The organism is Irregularibacter muris (assembly GCF_024622505.1).
GTDB classification, from domain to species: domain Bacteria; phylum Bacillota; class Clostridia; order Eubacteriales; family Garciellaceae; genus Irregularibacter; species Irregularibacter muris.
Map to the genome: position 1 here is coordinate 20,466 of NZ_JANKAS010000011.1, position 20,230 is coordinate 40,695.

Consider the following 20,230-nt stretch of genomic DNA (forward strand, 5'->3'; position numbering starts at 1 on the left):
TTTTTAACATTCATGGAAATACATACTAGGAGGAAAATCATTGCGACCACGGGATTTTATTGAAGTAAAAAAAGTCATATTGAATCATATTCCATGTTTATTGGTGAGACCTACATCCTTTGAGGGAAAGTTACCTACTTTATTTCACTATCATGGATGGAGCTCTAGTAAGGAAAGACATCAATTTCTAGCAACAATCATAGCCCAATATGGATACCAGGTCATACTACCTGATTCAAACTTTCATGGAGAAAGAAATCCATTGGAAGAATATACTTCCAAAAATATATTGCAATATTTTTGGACCATTGTAAAACAATCAGTGGATGAATTTAAGGGAATGAGGGAAGAAGTACAGGAGCAATACGATATGGACCCAGAGGCTATTGCCCTATCGGGAAGCTCTATGGGAGGGTACATTACTGCGAGCATTTTTGCCCAAAATCCCGATATAAAAAGTTTGATTACCTTTAATGGGGGATGCTCCCTTTTTAAAACCAAGGAACTTATTAGTGAAAAATTAAATATAGATTTAGACAATAAAATGGATAGGGAAGAAGTAGAAAAATATGATCCCCTTACCTATAAAGATTCCTTTTATCCCCGCCCCATATTAATGCTCCATGGGGATGCGGATACATCCGTGCCTATTGAGATTCAACGGTATTTTTTAGAGGAAGTTTCTCCTTTATATCAGGAGGATAAAGGTAGAATTGAGCTAGAGGTATATAAAAATATGAATCACCATATTAGCATTAGAATGGTAAAGTCTGCTGTATCCTGGCTAGAAAAATATTTATAAAACATGGAAAGAGAGAAGGCTATAGGATGGGTCCATCCTATAGCCTTCTCTCTTTTATACATAATATAAGTTTATGTTAAAGCTTAAATTTTCTGTCCCGAATAATGAAATCAATGATAATTTTATCAGAGATTGGGAAATTCCTGTGGATTTTTTTATATTTTGTATTTTTACACAATTCCAGATGATATTTATTTAAAACTTTGGCCCATTTATAGTCTTTGATGTCATCCCAAGGAACTAATTTGGGAATGTCTACAAAGAGATATAAACCTTGCTCTGTGATTACTAATCCAGGATATTGAGAGTAAATGATAAATAAAAATAAATAATTAGAATACATGATGATATTTATGAATATCGCATGATTACTGTTAAGGATAAATTCATTCAATCCCTCTTGGAGGATTACGCTAAGGGTAATGCCTAACAAAAGTAAGATGAGTAAAGTAAAGCCGATAATGAATATTTTGTTTTGCAGAGTAAAGAGTAGGTAGTTTGGTTATAGTAGCTAAAAATCCGTCCTTTGTGGTAGAATAGTTATATTAATGTATGAAGATGGGAGAAGGTTTTTGCGATGAATACGAAGGAACGAGTCATAGAAAGCTTACAAAAAGCCTCATTGGAGGAAATTTTAGATAGAGAAGATATTGCAAATTTGGATTGGTTTTGGATTAATCGAGATATTTTTGGGGATATCCTGAAAAATATTTCGGGATTTGATTATTATGAGCAGGAAGAAGAGGTCACTGAACTTTTAAAATCGATGAAAGACGAAAATTATATCCAATTGTTAAGACCAGAAATAGAGAACAAAGGCTTTATAGAGATAAGCCAGCAACTTTTTGCCAAATTAGATCAAGATTATACCATTGTACAAGAGATTGATACCTGGATATTTATAAAGGAATCCTATTACAATAAATTATGGATCAAAAAATCCATGGAGTTGGAATGGGTATTAAAGGCCATGAGCATTGATATTTATCAAAGATTTGATATGCCTTATTCTAGTTTAAAAGAAACCTATAAAGAACTATTTGAAAACAATAATCGAGTTATAGAAGAAATAGTAGAAACAAAACAATATGTTTTAGACAGTGGAAAATGGAAATTAAGTGAAACCGAAACGGTGCTTACTTTTTATAAGAAAGAAAAGAAATTTTATGAATGGAGCCAAGGTGAGGTAGAATTTAAGTTTGATGATTTACAAGGATAATAAAAATTTGCTATTAGATGAAAATAGATGTAGGTGAGAGTATACTTAATCATAGGAAACATTTATTATGAAAATCCTAATGGGATAAAATTCTCCTCACAATAATATCCTCCGAAATATTATATTTACACTATGAATCTTACATAACCCCATCATTTTCCTAATAATTTAGAAATTGATGGGGTTAAGTATTATTTCTGTACTTTTTGTAGATATTCTAATACATCCATTACCTTCATCTGAAAGCTCTCTAGGATTTCCTTTCTACCTGGCAATACGGCCTGAAAGCATTTTTGTGGGACCAACTCTTTATCAAATACAGGTTCATTTAAACCAAGCATCTTTGAAAGATCGATTTGGAACTGCATATAATTATAGGTGTCCTTGGTCCCAATATGAAATATTCCTCTAAGATCTTCTTTGAGGATGTATTCAATCCATTCTGCAATTTGAATATTTGTTGTGTAATTAACATAGAAATCCGGATAAGTTACAATGGGGGTATTATTTTTGGTATCCTCTATCAGTTTTAATAGTCTTGGACAATCCTTTCCCCAAATCTGTGGTACGCGGATAATAATACATTTATTCCTTAACTTGTCTTGTAGCATCTGTTCACAATTGATTTTAAAATTTCCATAATCAGTTTGGGAATGGGGTTTATCCAGTTCATAATGAGGCTCCTCTTTTCTTGCATCAAAGGCATTGGCAGTAGATAGATAAATAATTTTTCCATCCCTAATCCCGGATAAATAATCGACAATTTGACTATGAGCCGCCAATTGTAATTGGAAATTTCCCGTCAGGCTTGAAATAACAATTTGTGGCTGCACACAATCTAAAATCCATTTCAGGGTATCCATATCCCCAAGTTTATATTGAAACATTTTGTTATTATTATGATGCTTCTTTGTTTGTGTATGATAGGTTCCATATACTTCATGATTTTTTTCTAATCTTTGTGCAATTGCTTGCCCAGCATAACCACTTGCCCCTAATATTAAAATCTTCATAAAATCATCCCCTTATCAAATTTTTGCCTATCCCTAAGTCTTGAGTAAATATAGACGTTACCATTTCAATTCTAAGGACTTTCGTAGGATATCTTCATCGGCTTACCAAAACTTTGGAGAATTCCTTCTCGTAGCATTTATATATAGTCTAAACTTTTAAAAAGAAATTTTCAATACACATAGGATAGGCACAAGAGCAATAAACAAAATATCCAATAGTTTATGTTGCACTTTTAATAGCATAGGATGTTTTAATCTTATTTTTTATCGCCAAATATCTTAATAGCAGGATGGATCTCTATGGTTTTGCTGTGAATAATATTTTTTAAAATATTGACAATCTTTAAAATGCATGATAATATATAAACGAAAAAAGAGAAAACGTTATCATACTAAAGCTACTCAAGCTTAGCTAATTTATATAATCTATACTTTAAATGTCATCAAAGCTTTTTAATTGGAGTCATGTAGTTTATATTTTCCACAATATTTCGTCTTCATATGAATCATTTGTATTTATATTATTAAGAAAAAGAGGTGGTTTATATAAGAAAATACTCTGAAGACTCCGTCTACTTTAGTACTACTTCAAAATTACCTTCGGGTGCTCCATCGGAACAGGTATATCATGCTTTAGATATTGGATTAATTATTAATTCAAAAACAGGAGTCATCGAAGACATTTCTGCAACTTTATTAACCGAAGAGACAAGGGATTTTTTAAAGGAACTTATTATAGGATTTAATTTACATGAGACAGATTTAGAGGTATTGTTGAACAGGTTAAAATTCAGGTATTTTGGATACGCTCAAAAAGCGATATGTGTTGCAATAAAACATATTAATTTTAATTACCTTAAGTATAAAGGAGAAATTTGATTATTAACGTAAGCCCATTCATCTATTAAAAAAGTTATCATTATGAAAATTTTATTATGAAATAGTTGCTTCAATTGAGAGAATGTATTTTGCCATACATTTATACAATCGATTGAAATCCAGCTTAATTAGTAGTATTTTACTGCTATTTGAGCTGGATTTTTTATTTTCAAATTAATTTCTGTCAGTGAAAGAATCTATAGGAATTTATAAAAGAAAAGTCCTTGTAATGAGAGCAAAAGAAGGTTATTCGTTCTTATAAATTCGACGATAAGCTTGATTCAATGGGCTTATACTAGAATTTTATATAAAAATAAACAAGGAAGGTGAATGCTTATGGGAGAAAAGGCGAAAAAAAGAAGACTTAAATTATGGCAAAAAATCTTTATTGGACTCATCTTGGGAGTTATTGTTGGCATGATTCTAAGTAATATGGGAGGCCCAGAAAATGCCCTTATTGCAAGATTAATGAGCTTCTTTGGTTTCTTAGGGGATTTGTTTATTCGATTAATTAGAATGGTGGTAGTACCATTAGTGTTTTTCTCCATTGCATCAGGGGTTATTAACCTAGGGGATATTAAAAGATTAGCAGGTACAGGGGTAAGAACAATTGCATTATTCCTTGCTACATCAGCAGGTTCTGTATCCATAGGGCTTATATTAGCCAATATTATTAAGCCAGGTTCAAGTGTTCAATTAGGAAGCATTTCAACTGAAGCCCAGAGAGAATTGGCGGAGATTCCTAGTGTATATGAACTTATATTGGATTTCTTCCCTGAAAATCCTATTGCCTCTATGGCTGATGGCACCATGCTTCAGATTATTGTATTTGCTATTTTTATAGGAATTGCTCTAGTGATGTTAGAAGACAGAGCAAAACCTGTAACTGAAATTCTGAATATATGCTCTGATGCTATGTTTAAAATTATTGATATTGTAGTAAAGTTTACTCCTATAGGAGTATTTGGTTTAATGGCTAAGGCGATAACTCAGTTTGGAACAGATATTTTTGGACCTATATTTAAATTCATACTTACGGATTATTTATCAGCGATAATCTTTACCATCCTTATATTGTGGGGAGTTTGTTTATTCTTATACATGAAGGTTAATCCTTTGAAATTCTTCAAAAGGGTTTTTGAACCTTGGTTGATCGCCTTTAGTACCTGTACTTCATCAGCGGCACTACCCGTAAGCATGAAAGTAGCCAAGAGAATTGGAATTCCAGACGAAAATGCAAGTTTTGTCCTCCCTCTAGGAGCTACTATGAATATGAATGGGACTTGTATATATTTTGGAGTAATTGTAGTATTTGCAAGTCAACTTTATGGAATAGATTTAAGCATTAGTTCACAGATAATGCTTGTATTACAAGCAACATTACTTGCCGTAGGGGCAGCTGCAGTACCGCAGATAGGATTGGTAATTAGTATTACATTAATAGAAAGTATGGGATTGCCATTAGAAGCAGTAGCTCTAGTAGCGGGGATTTATCGTATTGTGGATCAAATTCATACCGCAACAAATTCCCATGGAGATTTAGTCGTAGCAGCCCTTGCTTCAAAGATGGAAGGGAGCTTTGACTATGATAAATATAATCGCGACATAGAAGAATTAAGTAGTGATGTAGATGCTTAATTGAATAAATCTTTGTATTCATTATTCTCTATAATTTTCATCCAATCAGCATAAACAGGGGGGATTGAAGTGAGAAAGATTTTAAAACTTTCTGAGGCAATTAAAAAATTTGTAAAAAATGGGGACTGTATAACTTTTGGTGGATTTACTACTAATCGGAAACCCTATGCAGCTGTTCATGAAATTATACGTCAAGGGTTTACCGACTTTGTTGTTGAGGGCGGGACAGCTGGTGGAGAAGCTGATTTACTCATTGGAGCTGGTAGAGTAAAGGTTTATATCAACTCATATACGGCAAACTCTGGTTTTTCCAACGTCAGCCGTCGTTATCGAAGGGCAATTGAAAAAGGGGAAATTTTATATGAAGACTATTCCTTTGACACTCAGCCCATGATGTTTCATGCTGCTGCATTAGGTTTGCCCTATATACCCGTACGTCAATTATTGGGTTCTGATCTTGTTGAAAAGTGGGGAATTAGCGAGGAAGAACGGAAAAAAATTGATAAAATTTCAGATAAAAAACTAATTATACAAGATAATCCATTTAAACCCGGTGAGAAGGTTTGCTTGTTGCCTACTCCTCAATTAGATATTGCCATTATTCATGTCCAAAAGGCTTCTCCAGACGGAACTTGTCGTATTGAAGGTGCACCACTCATTGATATTGATATAGCCATGGCAGCAAAACATTGCATAGTGACCTGTGAAGAGTTAGTTACCAATGAGGAAATTCGTAAAGACCCTGGAGCAAATTCACTTCCTGGATTTGTAGTAGATGCAGTAGTTCATGTACCCTTTGGGGCTCATCCTTCTCAATGCTATAACTATTATGATTATGATAAAGATTACCTCAAGACTTATGATATAGCGGGTAAGACAGATGAAGAGTTTGAAGCCTTTTTACAAGATTGGGTCTATGGGACGAAAAATCATGAAGAATATCTTAATAAGCTTGGTGCAACTCGTTTAGAAAAATTGCGTGTAATACCTGGACTAGGATTTTTCTCTAACAAATTATAAAGGAGAGGGATATGATGGCAGATTATACAAATTACACAAAGAGAGAAATGCAGGCAATTGAGATTGCAAAATGTATTAAAGATGATCAAATTGCCATTGTAGGCACAGGACTTCCTTTAATCGGAGCTTCACTTGCAAAAAGGTGTTTTGCACCAAATTGTGCATTAGTAGTTGAGAGTGGAATAATGGATTGTGCAGCTGTGGAAGTTCCGACCAGTGTCTCAGATTTACGCTTTATGGCGTACTGTGCAGTACAATGGGAAAATTATCGTTATATAGGCTTTCAGGTTAATGAGTGGCTGAAAGGACATGACCGTTTAATTGCATTTATTGGTGGTGCACAGATTGACCCCTATGGGAATGTAAATTCTACTTGTATTGGAGATTATTATAAGACAAAAGCTCGCCTGACAGGAAGTGGCGGGGCCAATGGTATTGCAACCTTTGTCAATACCATCATTATGATGCAACATGAAAATCGTCGTTTTGTTGAACAGGTTGATTATATTACAAGTCCTGGTTGGATTGATGGACCTGATGGTAGAGAAAAAAAAGGTTTGCCTGCAGATCGAGGTCCAATGATGGTTGTTACTGATCGTGGAATTATGAAGTTTGATGAAAAAACAAAACGTATGTATTTACACGGTTATTATCCTTTCTCTTCTATTGAAGAAATTGTTGAAAATACAGGTTTTGAAATAGATGTTTCCAGAGCCATTAGACTGGAAGAACCTGACCCTGAGATCATAAAGATTATTCGCGAAGAGATTGATCCAGATGAGGTTTTCATTAAACGACCCATTTAATTATCAAAGGAGGATATCAAATGTGTGACCATTTATACTCTATGCCATCTTATTTTCAGAATATGCCCATTGTTGGCACCCCATTAAAATCTGCAAATGCTGAAAATAAGGCAGAAATTAAGGAAATTGAAAAACAGATGGATACATTAACTGCTGAAGCCGTTGCGGCAGGTCGGTCAGATGAATCCTTAAATGCTACTGAACAAATGACCGCACTTCAAAGAGTCAAAGAGCTTGTAGATGAGGGAACTTGGTGCCCGTTAAACAGTCTTTTCAATCCTGCTGAAAATAAAAATAAGTCAACAGCAATTATCAAAGGACTAGGTGCAATTGATGGAAAATGGGCAGTGATTGTAGCTTCTGACAATAAAAAATTAGCAGGAGCATGGGTAGCCGGGCAAGCAGAAAATTTACTTCGTGCATCGGATACGGCTAAGCGTCTGAATATTCCCCTTGTTTATTTGCTAAATTGTAGTGGTGTTAAGCTAGATGAACAGGAAAAAGTTTACGCTAATCGTCAAGGGGGTGGAACACCTTTTTATCGTAATGCAGAGCTTCAACAGTTAGGCATTCCTGTGATTGTTGGGATTTATGGTACCAATCCTGCAGGAGGTGGCTATCACAGCATCAGTCCTACTATACTCATAGCCCATAAAAAAGCGAATATGGCTGTAGGTGGTGCCGGAATTGTTGGGGGAATGAATCCTAAAGGATATATAGACAGGGAAGGAGCTCAGCAAATTATAGAGGCCACTAAAAAGTCTAAAAATGTTCCTCCTGGCTCAGTATCTGTTCATTATTTTGAAACAGGCTTTTTCCGTGAGGTATATACTGAAGAAATTGGTGTAATTGAAGCCATTAAAAAATATATCAATGATTTGCCTGCATATAACCCAGAGTTTTTTCGTGTAGATCAGCCTAGAGAACCTCAATTTGATTTAGAAGACCTTTATAGTATTGTTCCACTAAGTCCCAAGCGACCTTACAATGTATATGAAATAGTAGGACGAATTTTCGACAATAGTGAATTTCTAGAATATAAAAAGGATTACGGCCCTGAAATTCTAACGGGTATTGCAAAGATAAATGGTTTGCTTGTAGGTGCTGTGGTCAATAAACAAGGACTACTCATGAATTATCCAGAATATAAGGAGAATGCTGTTGGTATTGGGGGTAAGCTCTATAGACAGGGATTAATTAAGATGAATGAATTTGTAACCTTTTGTTCCCGCGATCGCATTCCTATTGTATGGATCCAAGATACTACAGGAATTGATGTGGGTGATGATGCAGAGCGTGCTGAACTGTTAGGGCTTGGTCAATCTCTAATTTACTCTATTCAAAATTCAGATCTTCCACAGATGGAGATAACCTTACGAAAGGGTACTGCAGCTGCACATTATGTTATGGGTGGACCTCAAGGTAATGATACCAATGCATTTTCCCTTGGAACCGCCGCTACAGAGATCTATGTAATGAATGGGGAAACCGCAGCTGTGGCAATGTATTCAAGGAGATTGGCTAAAGATCAGAATGCAGGAAAGGATTTGCAACCTACCATTGATAAAATGAATAAACTTATTGAAGATTATCATATGAAATCCAGACCAGATTTTTGTGCACAAGAAGGTTTCGTTGACGAGATAGTCAAGCTGCCGGAAATGCGTAAATATATAGCAGCTTTTGTAAATGCTGTTTACCAAAATCCTAAATCTATTTGTGCTTTTCATCAGATGCTCCTCCCAAGAATTATACGGGATTATAATCATCTAGCCCAACAATAGTAAAGGGAAAATGGATCTATTTATCGGATGCATACCTTAGGCTAAATATGTTTGCCTTCTTGTATTTCTAATACATAGGTAGACTTATTTATAAAAATAAAAAATTTAAAGGGGGATATTAAAAAATGGATAACAGAATAATTGAGTGTATTGAGCGAGCAGATTATTTAGTGTCTAATCTACTAGGAGTAAAACCGGGAGAAGAGGTTCTCATTGCAATTGATCCACAGACAGATATGCGTATGGCAAATGCTGTAGCAGCAGCGGCTTTAAAGTGCGGAGCCGAATATAACATTAGTATGATGCCGGTTCGTGGCAAAGACAAAGCGACAATATTTCCTAAAACCCTTGAGAAAGCTATGGAAGCATGTGACGTGTTTGTAGGAATGACGACTGCATCTGGTGCTGCAATCTATAATAATAGACTGAAAGAGCTAATGAATGAGAAAAGATTACGGGAGGTTTCTATCTGCTTAAGAACCATTGACAACTTTACCCGTGGTGGCGCACTGGCTGATTATGAAAAGGTCTATGCTGAGGGGAAGAAATTACAGGAAATTTGGAGAGGAAAAAAAGTTGCAAGGGTAACTACACCAGCGGGAACAAATATTACTATGGAAATGAATCAAATGGAGCCAATTATAGAATGTGGTATTGCTAGAAAGCCAGGAGATGCAATGGCTTTCTCAGATGGGGAAGTTTCCATCGGACCCGTTATTGGGACTGCTGAAGGTACCATTGTTGTTGATGGCCCAATATGTTATTATGGCTGTCCAACTATTCCAGTGGAGCTCAAAGTGGAAAAGGGTAGAATTGTTGAAGTTGTAGGAGGGGATCCAAAGATTTGTAAGGAAATTAGGAGACAAATCCAAGAAATAAAAGATAGTGATAATATTGCTGAAATTGGACTTGGATTAAACCCTACTTCTTTATTTAATGGAGACTTTGAGGAAGAGAAGAAGGCCCGAGGGACTTTACACTTTGCTATGGGTAATGGCTTTTATTATGGTCAACCAGCCCGCTCTACTGTACACATTGATATGGTTTTATATAATCCAACGGTTTATTTTGATGATGTGTTAATTGAAAAGGATGGTAAACTGGTTTGTTTTGGTGAAGAATAATCATAAACAACTCTAAAATAAATATTTTCTAAGTTATAAAGCCCGTTTCCTTACTACATCAATAGGAAACGGACTTTATACATTGAAGAAGTTTGTTCTATTTAAATGTAGAACAAGAGGTGTTCCAAGAATAATCAGAAAAGAAAGTTTAAAATGATTTGAGACTGCTTAAAGGAGAGAAGGTAGAGTGATAAAATGATTACAGAATCAATGTCCCTAAGTACTAAACTAATAAATAGTATGGGCTTAACCATAGTGGGAATGGGTGTTGTATTTCTAGTATTGATTGTCTTATCTTTTGCCCTAGATTTTTTACGTGTTATTGTAGGCCAGGAAAATAAAAATAAAGAAGTGCCTAGTAGGAAAAATGCAAAGGATCAAGAATCTGTAGAAGTGTCTTCCATTTTCCCGAAAGAGGAGGAACAGGAAGGGGTGGCCGTGATTGCAGCGGCAATTGCGGCGTGCCAGGAAACCACTACAGAAAATATTAGGATAAGTTCCATAAAACCTATACCTCGAAAGAAAACTGTAGAGATAAAGGCAGGTAGCTAGCAGTAAATAGACGACTGTTTAGAGTCTATCTCTTTAAAATAAAAGGAGGAAATAAAGAATGAAAAAATATGTAATCACTGTAGAGGGAAATTCCTATGAAGTAGAAGTGGAAGAAGTAAAAGGTGGGGCTGCAAATGCTGCCTCAAGACCAGCAACCCCAGCACCTTCTGCCCCAGCAAGAGCAACTAGCGTAGCCGATGCACAACCTAAAACAGCTCCAGCGCCTAAAGCAGCTCCAGCTCCAGTAGCCGTTGGTGGCAGCGTAACTGCGCCCATGCCAGGAACCATTTTCAAGGTGCAAACAAGAGCAGGAGATGCAGTGAAAAAAGGAGATGTTCTCATTATATTAGAAGCCATGAAAATGGAAAATGAGATCTTTGCACCAACAGACGGAACAGTTGCTTCAGTAAATGTCAACGAGGGAGCATCGGTGAATGCAGGAGACATTCTAGTTACCTTTGAATAAAAAATTCATGTTAAACACGACAGAAAGCGGGGAAAAATAAATGTTAGAAGCTTTAGGAATAGGGTTAGAGGGATTCCTAAGTAGCATGGCCTTTGGACAGCTTACGGTTGGAACCATCATTATGCTCTTAGTTTCCTTTGTACTCTTATATTTAGCGATAGTAAAACAATATGAACCATTATTATTACTACCCATAGCCTTTGGGATGCTATTGGCTAACCTGCCCTTGGCGGGATTAATGGCTGAACCTACAGGAGTATATGGAGAGCCTAGTTTCCAGGCCGGAGGACTTTTATATTACCTTTATCAGGGAGTAAAATTAGGGATCTATCCTCCGCTAATCTTCTTAGGGGTAGGCGCCATGACAGATTTCGGACCACTTATTGCCAATCCGAGAAGTATCCTTTTAGGCGCAGCAGCCCAATTTGGTATATTTTCAGTATTTATTGGGGCTATTCTTCTTGGATTTACAGGTCCAGAGGCTGCATCCATCGGGATTATCGGTGGTGCCGATGGTCCAACAGCCATATACTTGACCTCAAAATTAGCACCCCATTTATTAGGACCTATTGCCGTAGCGGCATATTCCTATATGGCCTTGGTACCGATCATTCAACCACCAATTATGAAAGCCCTTACGACCAAGGAAGAAAGAAATGTTGTAATGGAGCAGTTAAGACCCGTATCCAAAAAGGAAAAAATCATTTTCCCAATTTTGGTTACCGTATTGGTTGCATTAATTCTTCCTTCTGCAGCACCATTGGTAGGAATGTTAATGCTTGGAAACCTATTTAAAGAATCTGGAGTAGTGGATCGTATCAACAAAACGGCTCAAAATGAATTGATGAATATTGTTACCATCTTTTTAGGAGTAACTGTAGGAGCCACTGCCAATGCAGAAACCTTCCTACGACCACAAACATTAATGATCATAGGCCTTGGTCTATTTGCCTTCTGCCTTGGTACTGCTATGGGAGTACTCTTCGGTAAGATTATGTATAAACTCACAGGAGGTAAGGTAAACCCACTTATCGGTTCTGCAGGGGTATCGGCTGTACCAATGGCTGCCCGTGTATCCCAAGTGGTAGGACAAAAAGAAAATCCATCCAACTTCCTACTTATGCACGCCATGGGACCAAACGTTGCAGGAGTTATTGGCTCGGCGGTAGCCGCAGGATTATTATTATCCATATTTGGTTAAAGAAAAAGGTTATGTCCTTTCCTTGGGCATAGCCTTTTTTATGAAATGAAAGTTATATAGAGATAAACATAGAATAGCTATGGTATCTAAAGGCTAGAAGAATAGTTCAGGTTCTTTTCTCTTAGAAAAATTGGTTTCTAATTCATTTTTATGTTTTATGTAGTTTGAATCATCAAAGTATTTAGCTTGAGTGGGACAAGATTTAATACATGCACAGCATTTAATACATATTCCATTTAATGTTGACACATCTTCCCTATTTATGGAGCCCATAGGACATAGATCAACACAGGCCTTACAATCAATACAGTTACTACTGGTTTTAGGGGTGATTTTTCTGAAATCGAAAAAATTTCCGTTTATATCTGTAGGTTTATAATAGGGTCTTAAGGGTTGTTGACCTGAAACGGAAATTTTTTTGGCATTTGGAAGATTATATAATCTCTCAAGGATTTGATCTGCAAATTGTTCTACAATTTTTAAATCCTTTTCATCAGGTCTATTCTTGGCTAAGCTATCCGAAAAGGAATGCTCTCCGATAAAAGCTGCTGCAGCTATAGGAATAAATCCATTTGCTTCCAAAATATTTTTTAATTCTAATAATGCATCATCATAATTTCTATTTCCATAGACGACTAGGGGTATAGCGATGGTGTCAGAACCAGTAAGGGTATTAAGATACTTTAATAATATATTAGGGACTCTACCAGCATATACAGGAACCCCTATAATAAGAAGCTCTTTTTTGCCAAAAGCAATAGATTTTTCTCTTATTATAGGTGGGGTAAAATCAATATACTTCACCTGAGTTTCTTCATTTAATTTCTTGCAAATTCTTTTGGAGAGACTATCTGTAACTTTTTTTGTTGTACCAGTAGGACTAAAGTACATCACATTAATTTTCATAGAAACCTCCTTCATTTTATTGAAGAATATCTTTGTAAAGTTTAAAGAATAATCCTTTGAATTTTAACAGGGTTTTTGCATGATTTTATTGTTTATATTAATCCAATTATAGGAAATATGAATGTTTTTTAACAGGATTTTGTGATAAGATTATATGTGAGATAGATTGTAATGAGTTATGGATAAATACATACATAGGGAACAGAAAAAAATGGAGCTAGTGGTGGGAATTGAACCCACGACCTGCTGATTACGAATCAGCTGCTCTACCCCTGAGCCACACTAGCACTTATATATAGTTTAAACCTTTAAAAGGAAAAATTCAATAGACAATTAAGGATGACGAGAAGAGAAAATCATGGGAGCTATGAGGACGGATGAAGCAAGGCCGGATATATATAAATGATTATTCTTTACAAAATTAAGTGTGAGGGAAAGATATTAAGGATATAGATAAGATTAGAAAGTATGATTATGAAGAACATATTAAGGGGAGGAAAACATAGTGAATAATTTAAAGACAAAAATTGAAGAAGCAAGAGCATTTATTGAAAGACAAGGAAATAGTAAGCCTGCCATTGGGCTCATTTTAGGCTCCGGTCTTGGTGTTTTAGCAGGGGAAATTGAAGATGCAGTAAAAATACCTTATGAAAAAATACCTCATTTTCCCGTTTCCACTGTAGAAGGCCACGTAGGACAGCTAGTGATAGGCCATTTAGAAGGGAAGCAAGTGATTGCCATGGAAGGGAGATTTCACTACTATGAAGGGTATTCTATGCAGGAGGTCACTTTTCCAGTAAGGGTGATGAAAGCTCTGGGAGTGGAGATGTTATTGGTTACCAATGCCTGTGGAGGTATGGATCCCAAGCTCTATCCGGGAGCTCTGATGTTTATCACCGATCACATCAATTGGATGCATGATAATCCTTTGATAGGACCAAATGATGAAGAATTAGGGGGAAGATTTCCTGATATGTCCACAGCCTATGATAAAGATTTAATTGCCCTAGGACAGAAAGTAGCGGAGAAATATGCCATTAAAACCGAGGAAGGGGTTTATGGTGGAATTAGTGGACCTTATTATTTACCTAAAGCTGAATTAAAAATGTTGAGAATGCTAGGAGCAGATACAGTAGGAATGTCTACAATACCAGAAGTTATCGTAGCTAGACATAGCCATCTAAAAGTATTGGGTATATCCTGTATCACAGATATGGCCATTGCTGATGAGTTGGTGTCCATAAGCCATGAAGAGGTATTGGAGGTGGCAAAGGAAGCAAGACCTAAATTCATACAGCTGGTAAAAGGAATAATAAATGAGGTGGCACTATAATGAATATGTACGATATCATCTTAAAAAAGAGACAAGGGCAGACCTTAGATAGAGAAGAGATTGATTATTTTGTTACAGGATTTACCCAAGGGGATATTCCCGATTACCAGGCCTCAGCCTTTATGATGGCCTTATTCTTTCAAAAAATGAATAAGGAAGAAACGGTATATTTAACAGAAGCTATGATGAATTCTGGTGATATTTTAGATTTATCAGAAATAAAGGGGATAAAAGTGGATAAGCACAGTACAGGAGGAGTAGGGGATACCACTACTCTTGTACTTGGACCTATGGTAGCGGCGGCTGGTGCTCCAGTGGCTAAAATGTCAGGTAGAGGTTTGGGACATACAGGGGGCACTATAGACAAATTGGAATCCTTCCCGGGCTTTTCAGTGGAAATGACCAAGGAAGAATTTATACAACATGTAAATGATATCCAATTAGCAGTAAGTGCCCAGACTGGGGATTTAGCTCCGGCGGATAAAAAACTATATGCCCTAAGGGATGTAACGGCCACAGTAGACAATATGTCCTTAATTGCTGGGAGTATTATGAGTAAGAAATTAGCAGCTGGGGCCGATGCCATAGTATTAGACGTAAAAACAGGCAGTGGGGCTTTCATGAAAGAATTGGATGATTCCTTTGCCTTGGCCAAAACTATGGTGGATATCGGAAATGGTATGGGACGGGATACCATAGCTGTTATTTCCAATATGGACCAACCCTTAGGAAGAGCAGTGGGAAATAGCCTAGAGGTGAAAGAAGCCATTGAAACCCTACAAGGAAAAGGTCCAGAGGATCTTTATGAGTTGTGTTTAAGCTTGGGAACACAAATGCTCATCCTAGCCAAGATAGCCCAAGATGAGGGAGAAGCCAGGGAAAGATTACAAGAAGTTATACATAATGGTTTAGCCCTAAAAAAGTTTAAGGAATTTATTACAAGACAGGGAGGCAACAGCCAACTCGTGGACAATCCACAGTTATTGCCTACTGCGAAAAATATTATTGAACTAAAAGCAACTCAAAATGGCTATGTCCAGCATATAGAAGCCGATGAAGTAGGTATGAGTGCCCTAGAATTAGGTGCCGGCAGACAAACCAAGGAGAGCATACTTGATTTATCTGTAGGAATAGAGTTGATAAAAAAAGTAGGAGATGAGATACAAATAGGTGAGACTATTGCAAAAATCCATAGTAATGAAGAGAAAAAAGCCCAAAAAGCAATGGAAAGATTATTAAAGGCCTATATTTTTTCCCAGGAGAAGATAGCCCCACCTCGGCTGATTTATGGAATTGTAACAAAGGATGGAGTACAAAGAACATAAAGCCAATGACCGATTGAAAAGATCGGTCTTTAATTTTTGTTCATCAGCACCTATAAACTTTTTCAATAAATTGCCGATAAAGGTGCTAAGGGATTGTTAAATTTTTTACAAGAGTAGTGGAAGGTGGGAAGACATTGAGAAAAATTAAAAATAAGATTGTTATTTCAATTGCTGCTTGTTGTACCATACTGGCATTAATCGTAGGAGGAATGAGTATGGTACAAAGCAGCAGGATTATTACTCAAGAAGCCAAGGAGAAACTATTACTAATGGCAGAGAGTAATACCAACATGATGGATAAAACCATAGTGGAAACAGAAAAAAGTGTACAAGGATTAGTCACGGCTATCCAGGCAACTTTCCAAAAAGAAGAGTTACATAGTAACCCCCATTATATGGAGAGTTATATTAAAACCATTGATCCAATTGTTAAAAAATTTGCAGAATCAGCCCAGGATGTAGTAAGTGCATATGTTACCTTTAATCCCAATTTAGTCATGGGGGTTTATGAAAGTTGGTTCATAGATGAGAAGGGTAAGGGAGAGTTCGATAAGAGTAATCAATCGCTCACCCTTGAGGATTTTGACAGTAACAATGCCGATATGGCCTATTATTATGATACAGCTTCTACAATGAAGCCTATGTGGAGAGAACCAGAATTTGATGAAGGCACTGGAAAGTATTTACTTACTTATAATGTCCCCGTGTATGTAGAAGGACAGTTAATCGGAGTAACGGGAATAGATGTAGACTTCGATAAGTTTTATAACACCGTATCATCAAATGAAGTATATACCAGTGGATATATGGCTCTAATGAACCAAAAGTTTGATTTTTTACTTCACCCATCTTTTACAGGAAATACTAGCCCTGAGGGGCAAGCTGATCAAATAAGTGAGGCAACCAAGGGTGAATCAGGGGAACAGGTTGATGGGATGAGTGGAGCAACTAGGCGAGAAGTAGTCAATATGACCACCATGGAGGATGGCGCTTTAAAATTTGTCACAGAGGAGATAGCCAAGGAAGATAAAGGAGTCATTGAATATACCTACCAAAAGGATAAGAAACTACTGAGTTTTAGTCATTTGAGCAATGGACAAATTCTATTGGTTACCGTTCTAGAAAAAGAAATATTATCGGGATTATTTGGTCTTGTTAAATATCTTATCTTTACCGTCATTATAGGTGTGCTATTGGCCTGCGGAGGGGCTTTATTCATAGGCAATATGATCACCAAACCCATATTAAAAGTCATAGAGATTCTCAATAAAACTTCTCAGCTGGACGTAGCAGAGGATGATACTTATGATTATCTTATGGACAACAAGGATGAAACAGGGATCATGGCAAAATCAGTAGCCGTCATGAGAAAAGCTATGAGGGATATGGTTTACAATCTTATGGAATCCTCACAGAGCCTTGAAAAGAATGCCCAAGGGGTAAAAAACCTTATGGATGAACTTAGAGAGGATGTCGACGGAACAAATATCATTACCCAAGAGGTAGCCGCAGGTATGCAAGAAACCGCCGCTTCCAGTGAAGAAATTACAGCGACTATGGAAGAAATGGAAAAAGCCATGTCAAATATTACCCTAAAGGCTGAAGAGGGTACACAGATTAGCAATGACACCAGTGATAGAGCAGAGAATTTAAGGGAAACAGCCCGTGTTTCCAATGAAAATGCTCAAAAACTCTATCAGCAGGTAAAGAAAGAATTAGAATCGGCCTTAGAAAAATCCAAAAGGGTAGCTCAAATAGAGGAGCTAGCTAAAGCTATATTGGATATTGCAGGACAGACTAATCTCTTGGCCTTAAATGCAGCTATTGAAGCAGCCAGAGCAGGGGAGGCAGGCAGAGGATTTGCTGTTGTAGCTGATGAAATAAGAAAATTGGCAGAGCAATCCACCCATACAGTGGAAGAAATCAACAAAATCGTAGGGGTTGTTCACCAATCTGTAGGAGATCTTACCCTGTCTTCTGAGAATATAATGAATTTTATTGATCAAAATGTTTTGGAGGATTATAAAGAATTCATAGAGACGGCAGAATACTATAATAAAGACGCCCGTACCTTCAATGACATCATGGTAGAATTCAACGCTTCTGCTGAAGAAATGCACGCTTCTATCTCCAATGTAGTATCGGCGGTAGAACAAGTAGCAGCTACAGCCAATGAAGGGGCAAATGGAATGGAAGACATCACATCAAAATCTAGAACCATGTTAGAAAAGGCCAATGAGGTTCAAAATAATACAGAGGAAAATATTCAACATGCAGAGCAACTAAAGAATTTAATAGCCAAATTTAAAGCTTAGGAACTAATCCTAGGCTTTTCCTTTTCCCTATGATCATTTGAACGGCAGGGGAAAGAAATATATAATATAACTAACATGACAGAGGAATATGCTTTTTACCCAAGGGGAGGTGTCTGAAATATCTACTATTACAAAAATTACTCAACAAAAGAAAAATCAAGATTACTATAATATCTATATTGATGAGGAATATGCTTTTAGTATTCACGGAGAACTGGTTATTCTCCATGGAATAAAAAAAGGAAAAAAAGTTGATGTAAAAGAACTAGAGGCTATTCTACAGGAGGATGCTAAAAAAAGGGCCTTAAATGCCTGTCTGCATTATTTATCTTATACAAGAAGAACCCAATGGCAATTGGAGGAATATCTCAGAAAAAAAGAGTATGACCAAGGGGTTATTGAAGGCACCATAGAGAAGTTAAAATATTATAATATGATTGACGATGAGGCCTATGTGAAAGCCTTTATCCAAGAAAAAAAACTAGGAAACCCAACGGGAAGGAAGAAGATACACTACGATCTTAAAAATAAGGGGATTCCGGAAGGAATTTTGAATAACCTAGACCAATGGTTTTCAGAGGAAGATGAATATATAGAGGCCAAGAGGTTGGCAGAAAAATATAACAAGAAATACCTTAAACATCCCCTTAGGGAAAGAAAACAAAAAATTGGGCAAGCAGGACAAAGAAGGGGATTTTCCTGGCAACTAATGAAAACTGCAATAGGAGAAATTATACAAGATAGTGAAGAAGAAGGGGGGCAGTATAGCCAAGAAATAGATCGAGATAAAGCAATAGAATGGGCAACGAAATATAAAGGAAGATATGAAAAAAAAGGATTAAAGGGCTACCCCCTAAAGCAAAAGATTGCCCAGGCAATGATGGGTAGGGGGTATAGATGGGAAATGATAGAGGAAATCTTAAGAGAGATTTTGATTTAATACTCTACTTCCACCAAATATAGCCCTTTGGGTGAAATAGTAGGTCCTGCCAAGGCACGTTTTTTGTGCTGGAGAATTTTCCCCACATCCTTAGGGTTTATGTTGCCACATCCTACCTCTAATAGAGTCCCAGTAATAATTCTTACCATATTGTACAAAAATCCATTGGCCCTTAAGGTGATTTCCAGTAAGGGACCCTCCCTATGTATATCAATAGAATAAATAGTACGCACATTAGATTTTTTCTTAGATTTAGAGGAACAATAGCTTGTAAAGTCATGGGTACCTGTAAGAATAGCTGCCGCCTTTTTCATCTGATCTATATTTAACCTTTGGGGAACATGCTCTGCATATTTTCTTAAAAAAGGGTTGTGAAGAGTATCATTCCAAATTTTATAAACATAGGTTTTAGAAACAACATTGTACCGAGCATGAAAATCCTTCTCCATCTCTTGCACATCAATGACCAGGATGTCTTCAGGAAGATAGGTGTATAAATATTTTTTTATTTCATGGATATCCATAGAGCTATTGGTTTTAAAATTAGCCACTTGCCCATAGGCATGGGCACCAGCATCTGTTCTTCCAGATCCGATGATCTCCACATTCTCCTCTGCCATTCTACTTAATACAGATTCAATCTTTCCTTGGATAGTATTGCTATCATTCTTCAGTCTTTGCCAACCCCGATATCGAGTTCCATCATATTGTATAGTTATTTTTATATTTCTCATGGAAGTACCATCCTCTCTAATGACAATCTCTATTATTATATACAGTCAGAAGGTATTTAACAATAAAGGTCAGAAATTTCTAATGCATGTCACTAAATAGAATTGTGGTTAATAGTTTAACGACTATAATTTTGTCCTGTAAAGAACTCTAGAAAATTCAGAAGAACAAATAG

The 20,230-nt window shown here is 36.5% G+C and carries 19 protein-coding genes and 1 tRNA gene; 15 read left to right on the plus strand and 5 right to left on the minus strand.

Features of this window, described 5'->3' with window-relative positions; all coding sequences use genetic code 11:
* Positions 1 to 40 precede the first annotated feature (40 nt).
* A complete protein-coding gene (locus NSA47_RS11365) occupies positions 41 to 802 on the plus strand; it encodes a prolyl oligopeptidase family serine peptidase (protein WP_257532074.1) in 762 nt (253 codons plus the stop codon).
* A gap of 76 nt (positions 803 to 878) precedes the next feature.
* On the opposite strand, the gene NSA47_RS15545 is transcribed toward NSA47_RS11365, so the two are convergent.
* Positions 879 to 1,145, minus strand: coding sequence for a DUF5673 domain-containing protein (locus NSA47_RS15545; RefSeq protein ID WP_506323680.1), 267 nt, complete (start codon positions 1,143 to 1,145; stop codon positions 879 to 881).
* Positions 1,146 to 1,379: 234 nt separating this feature from the next.
* Here NSA47_RS15545 and NSA47_RS11370 point away from each other — a divergent pair, with 234 nt between their 5' ends.
* Entirely contained in the window at positions 1,380 to 2,021 is a 642-nt protein-coding gene (locus NSA47_RS11370) for a hypothetical protein (RefSeq protein WP_257532076.1), read from the plus strand.
* Between the two features lie 191 nt (positions 2,022 to 2,212).
* On the opposite strand, the gene NSA47_RS11375 is transcribed toward NSA47_RS11370, so the two are convergent.
* The gene (locus NSA47_RS11375; protein WP_257532078.1) at positions 2,213 to 3,034 is read right to left on the minus strand and encodes a sugar nucleotide-binding protein; all 822 of its coding nucleotides are present in this window, start codon (positions 3,032 to 3,034) and stop codon (positions 2,213 to 2,215) included.
* A gap of 537 nt (positions 3,035 to 3,571) precedes the next feature.
* On the opposite strand from NSA47_RS11375, the gene NSA47_RS11380 reads away from it, so the two are divergent.
* The 9 genes from NSA47_RS11380 to NSA47_RS11420 all read left to right on the plus strand — a co-directional run bounded on the left by NSA47_RS11380 (position 3,572) and on the right by NSA47_RS11420 (position 12,504).
* Complete coding sequence (locus NSA47_RS11380) at positions 3,572 to 3,913, plus strand: DUF3870 domain-containing protein (protein WP_257532080.1); 342 nt, start codon at positions 3,572 to 3,574, stop codon at positions 3,911 to 3,913.
* Between the two features lie 336 nt (positions 3,914 to 4,249).
* A complete protein-coding gene (locus NSA47_RS11385; protein ID WP_257532082.1) occupies positions 4,250 to 5,551 on the plus strand; it encodes a dicarboxylate/amino acid:cation symporter in 1,302 nt (433 codons plus the stop codon).
* 69 nt (positions 5,552 to 5,620) lie between these two features.
* The gene (gene gctA / locus NSA47_RS11390) at positions 5,621 to 6,571 is read left to right on the plus strand and encodes a glutaconate CoA-transferase subunit A (RefSeq protein WP_257532084.1); all 951 of its coding nucleotides are present in this window, start codon (positions 5,621 to 5,623) and stop codon (positions 6,569 to 6,571) included.
* A gap of 14 nt (positions 6,572 to 6,585) precedes the next feature.
* Entirely contained in the window at positions 6,586 to 7,377 is a 792-nt protein-coding gene (gene gctB, locus NSA47_RS11395) for a glutaconate CoA-transferase subunit B (RefSeq protein ID WP_257532086.1), read from the plus strand.
* 20 nt (positions 7,378 to 7,397) lie between these two features.
* Positions 7,398 to 9,161 carry an acyl-CoA carboxylase subunit beta gene (locus NSA47_RS11400; RefSeq protein ID WP_257532088.1) on the plus strand — a complete coding sequence of 588 codons (1,764 nt, stop codon included), beginning with the start codon at positions 7,398 to 7,400 and terminating at the stop codon, positions 9,159 to 9,161.
* A 125-nt stretch (positions 9,162 to 9,286) separates the two neighbouring features.
* The gene (locus tag NSA47_RS11405) at positions 9,287 to 10,285 is read left to right on the plus strand and encodes an aminopeptidase (RefSeq protein ID WP_257532090.1); all 999 of its coding nucleotides are present in this window, start codon (positions 9,287 to 9,289) and stop codon (positions 10,283 to 10,285) included.
* Between the two features lie 195 nt (positions 10,286 to 10,480).
* Positions 10,481 to 10,837 carry an OadG family protein gene (locus tag NSA47_RS11410; protein WP_257532092.1) on the plus strand — a complete coding sequence of 119 codons (357 nt, stop codon included), beginning with the start codon at positions 10,481 to 10,483 and terminating at the stop codon, positions 10,835 to 10,837.
* A 58-nt stretch (positions 10,838 to 10,895) separates the two neighbouring features.
* A complete protein-coding gene (locus NSA47_RS11415; RefSeq protein WP_257532094.1) occupies positions 10,896 to 11,303 on the plus strand; it encodes a biotin/lipoyl-containing protein in 408 nt (135 codons plus the stop codon).
* Positions 11,304 to 11,388: 85 nt separating this feature from the next.
* Entirely contained in the window at positions 11,389 to 12,504 is a 1,116-nt protein-coding gene (locus NSA47_RS11420) for a sodium ion-translocating decarboxylase subunit beta (RefSeq protein WP_257531049.1), read from the plus strand.
* A 93-nt stretch (positions 12,505 to 12,597) separates the two neighbouring features.
* Here NSA47_RS11420 and NSA47_RS11425 read toward each other — a convergent pair whose 3' ends face one another.
* The gene (locus NSA47_RS11425) at positions 12,598 to 13,410 is read right to left on the minus strand and encodes an EFR1 family ferrodoxin (RefSeq protein ID WP_257532096.1); all 813 of its coding nucleotides are present in this window, start codon (positions 13,408 to 13,410) and stop codon (positions 12,598 to 12,600) included.
* A 212-nt stretch (positions 13,411 to 13,622) separates the two neighbouring features.
* Positions 13,623 to 13,697 (minus strand) — tRNA-Thr (locus NSA47_RS11430).
* 218 nt (positions 13,698 to 13,915) lie between these two features.
* On the opposite strand from NSA47_RS11430, the gene NSA47_RS11435 reads away from it, so the two are divergent.
* The 4 genes from NSA47_RS11435 to NSA47_RS11450 all read left to right on the plus strand — a co-directional run bounded on the left by NSA47_RS11435 (position 13,916) and on the right by NSA47_RS11450 (position 19,323).
* Entirely contained in the window at positions 13,916 to 14,743 is an 828-nt protein-coding gene (locus tag NSA47_RS11435; RefSeq protein WP_257532097.1) for a purine-nucleoside phosphorylase, read from the plus strand.
* A complete protein-coding gene (locus NSA47_RS11440; RefSeq protein ID WP_257532099.1) occupies positions 14,743 to 16,068 on the plus strand; it encodes a pyrimidine-nucleoside phosphorylase in 1,326 nt (441 codons plus the stop codon). Before NSA47_RS11435 ends, NSA47_RS11440 begins: the two co-directional genes overlap by 1 nt.
* Positions 16,069 to 16,202: 134 nt before the next feature.
* Positions 16,203 to 18,383, plus strand: a complete 2,181-nt coding sequence (locus NSA47_RS11445; RefSeq protein WP_257532101.1) for a methyl-accepting chemotaxis protein — start codon at positions 16,203 to 16,205, stop codon at positions 18,381 to 18,383.
* 109 nt (positions 18,384 to 18,492) lie between these two features.
* Positions 18,493 to 19,323 (plus strand): RecX family transcriptional regulator, encoded by an 831-nt coding sequence (locus tag NSA47_RS11450; protein ID WP_257532103.1) that lies wholly within the window; start codon positions 18,493 to 18,495, stop codon positions 19,321 to 19,323.
* On the opposite strand, the gene truA is transcribed toward NSA47_RS11450, so the two are convergent.
* Complete coding sequence (gene truA / locus NSA47_RS11455; protein WP_257532105.1) at positions 19,320 to 20,057, minus strand: tRNA pseudouridine(38-40) synthase TruA; 738 nt, start codon at positions 20,055 to 20,057, stop codon at positions 19,320 to 19,322. The two genes, NSA47_RS11450 and truA, sit on opposite strands and share 4 nt — an antisense overlap.
* Positions 20,058 to 20,230: the final 173 nt, after the last annotated feature.

Bases quoted from the DNA above. Each gene is read 5' to 3' on its own strand.
- NSA47_RS15545 (WP_506323680.1), bottom strand. From the start codon at position 1,145: ATGTATTCTAATTATTTATTTTTATTTATCATTTACTCTCAATATCCT.
- NSA47_RS11370 (WP_257532076.1), top strand. From the start codon at position 1,380: ATGAATACGAAGGAACGAGTCATAGAAAGCTTACAAAAAGCCTCATTG.
- NSA47_RS11375 (WP_257532078.1), bottom strand. From the start codon at position 3,034: ATGAAGATTTTAATATTAGGGGCAAGTGGTTATGCTGGGCAAGCAATT.
- NSA47_RS11385 (WP_257532082.1), top strand. From the start codon at position 4,250: ATGGGAGAAAAGGCGAAAAAAAGAAGACTTAAATTATGGCAAAAAATC.
- gctB (WP_257532086.1), top strand. From the start codon at position 6,586: ATGGCAGATTATACAAATTACACAAAGAGAGAAATGCAGGCAATTGAG.
- NSA47_RS11400 (WP_257532088.1), top strand. From the start codon at position 7,398: ATGTGTGACCATTTATACTCTATGCCATCTTATTTTCAGAATATGCCC.
- NSA47_RS11405 (WP_257532090.1), top strand. From the start codon at position 9,287: ATGGATAACAGAATAATTGAGTGTATTGAGCGAGCAGATTATTTAGTG.
- NSA47_RS11410 (WP_257532092.1), top strand. From the start codon at position 10,481: ATGATTACAGAATCAATGTCCCTAAGTACTAAACTAATAAATAGTATG.
- NSA47_RS11415 (WP_257532094.1), top strand. From the start codon at position 10,896: ATGAAAAAATATGTAATCACTGTAGAGGGAAATTCCTATGAAGTAGAA.
- NSA47_RS11420 (WP_257531049.1), top strand. From the start codon at position 11,389: ATGGCCTTTGGACAGCTTACGGTTGGAACCATCATTATGCTCTTAGTT.
- NSA47_RS11425 (WP_257532096.1), bottom strand. From the start codon at position 13,410: ATGAAAATTAATGTGATGTACTTTAGTCCTACTGGTACAACAAAAAAA.
- NSA47_RS11440 (WP_257532099.1), top strand. From the start codon at position 14,743: ATGAATATGTACGATATCATCTTAAAAAAGAGACAAGGGCAGACCTTA.
- truA (WP_257532105.1), bottom strand. From the start codon at position 20,057: ATGAGAAATATAAAAATAACTATACAATATGATGGAACTCGATATCGG.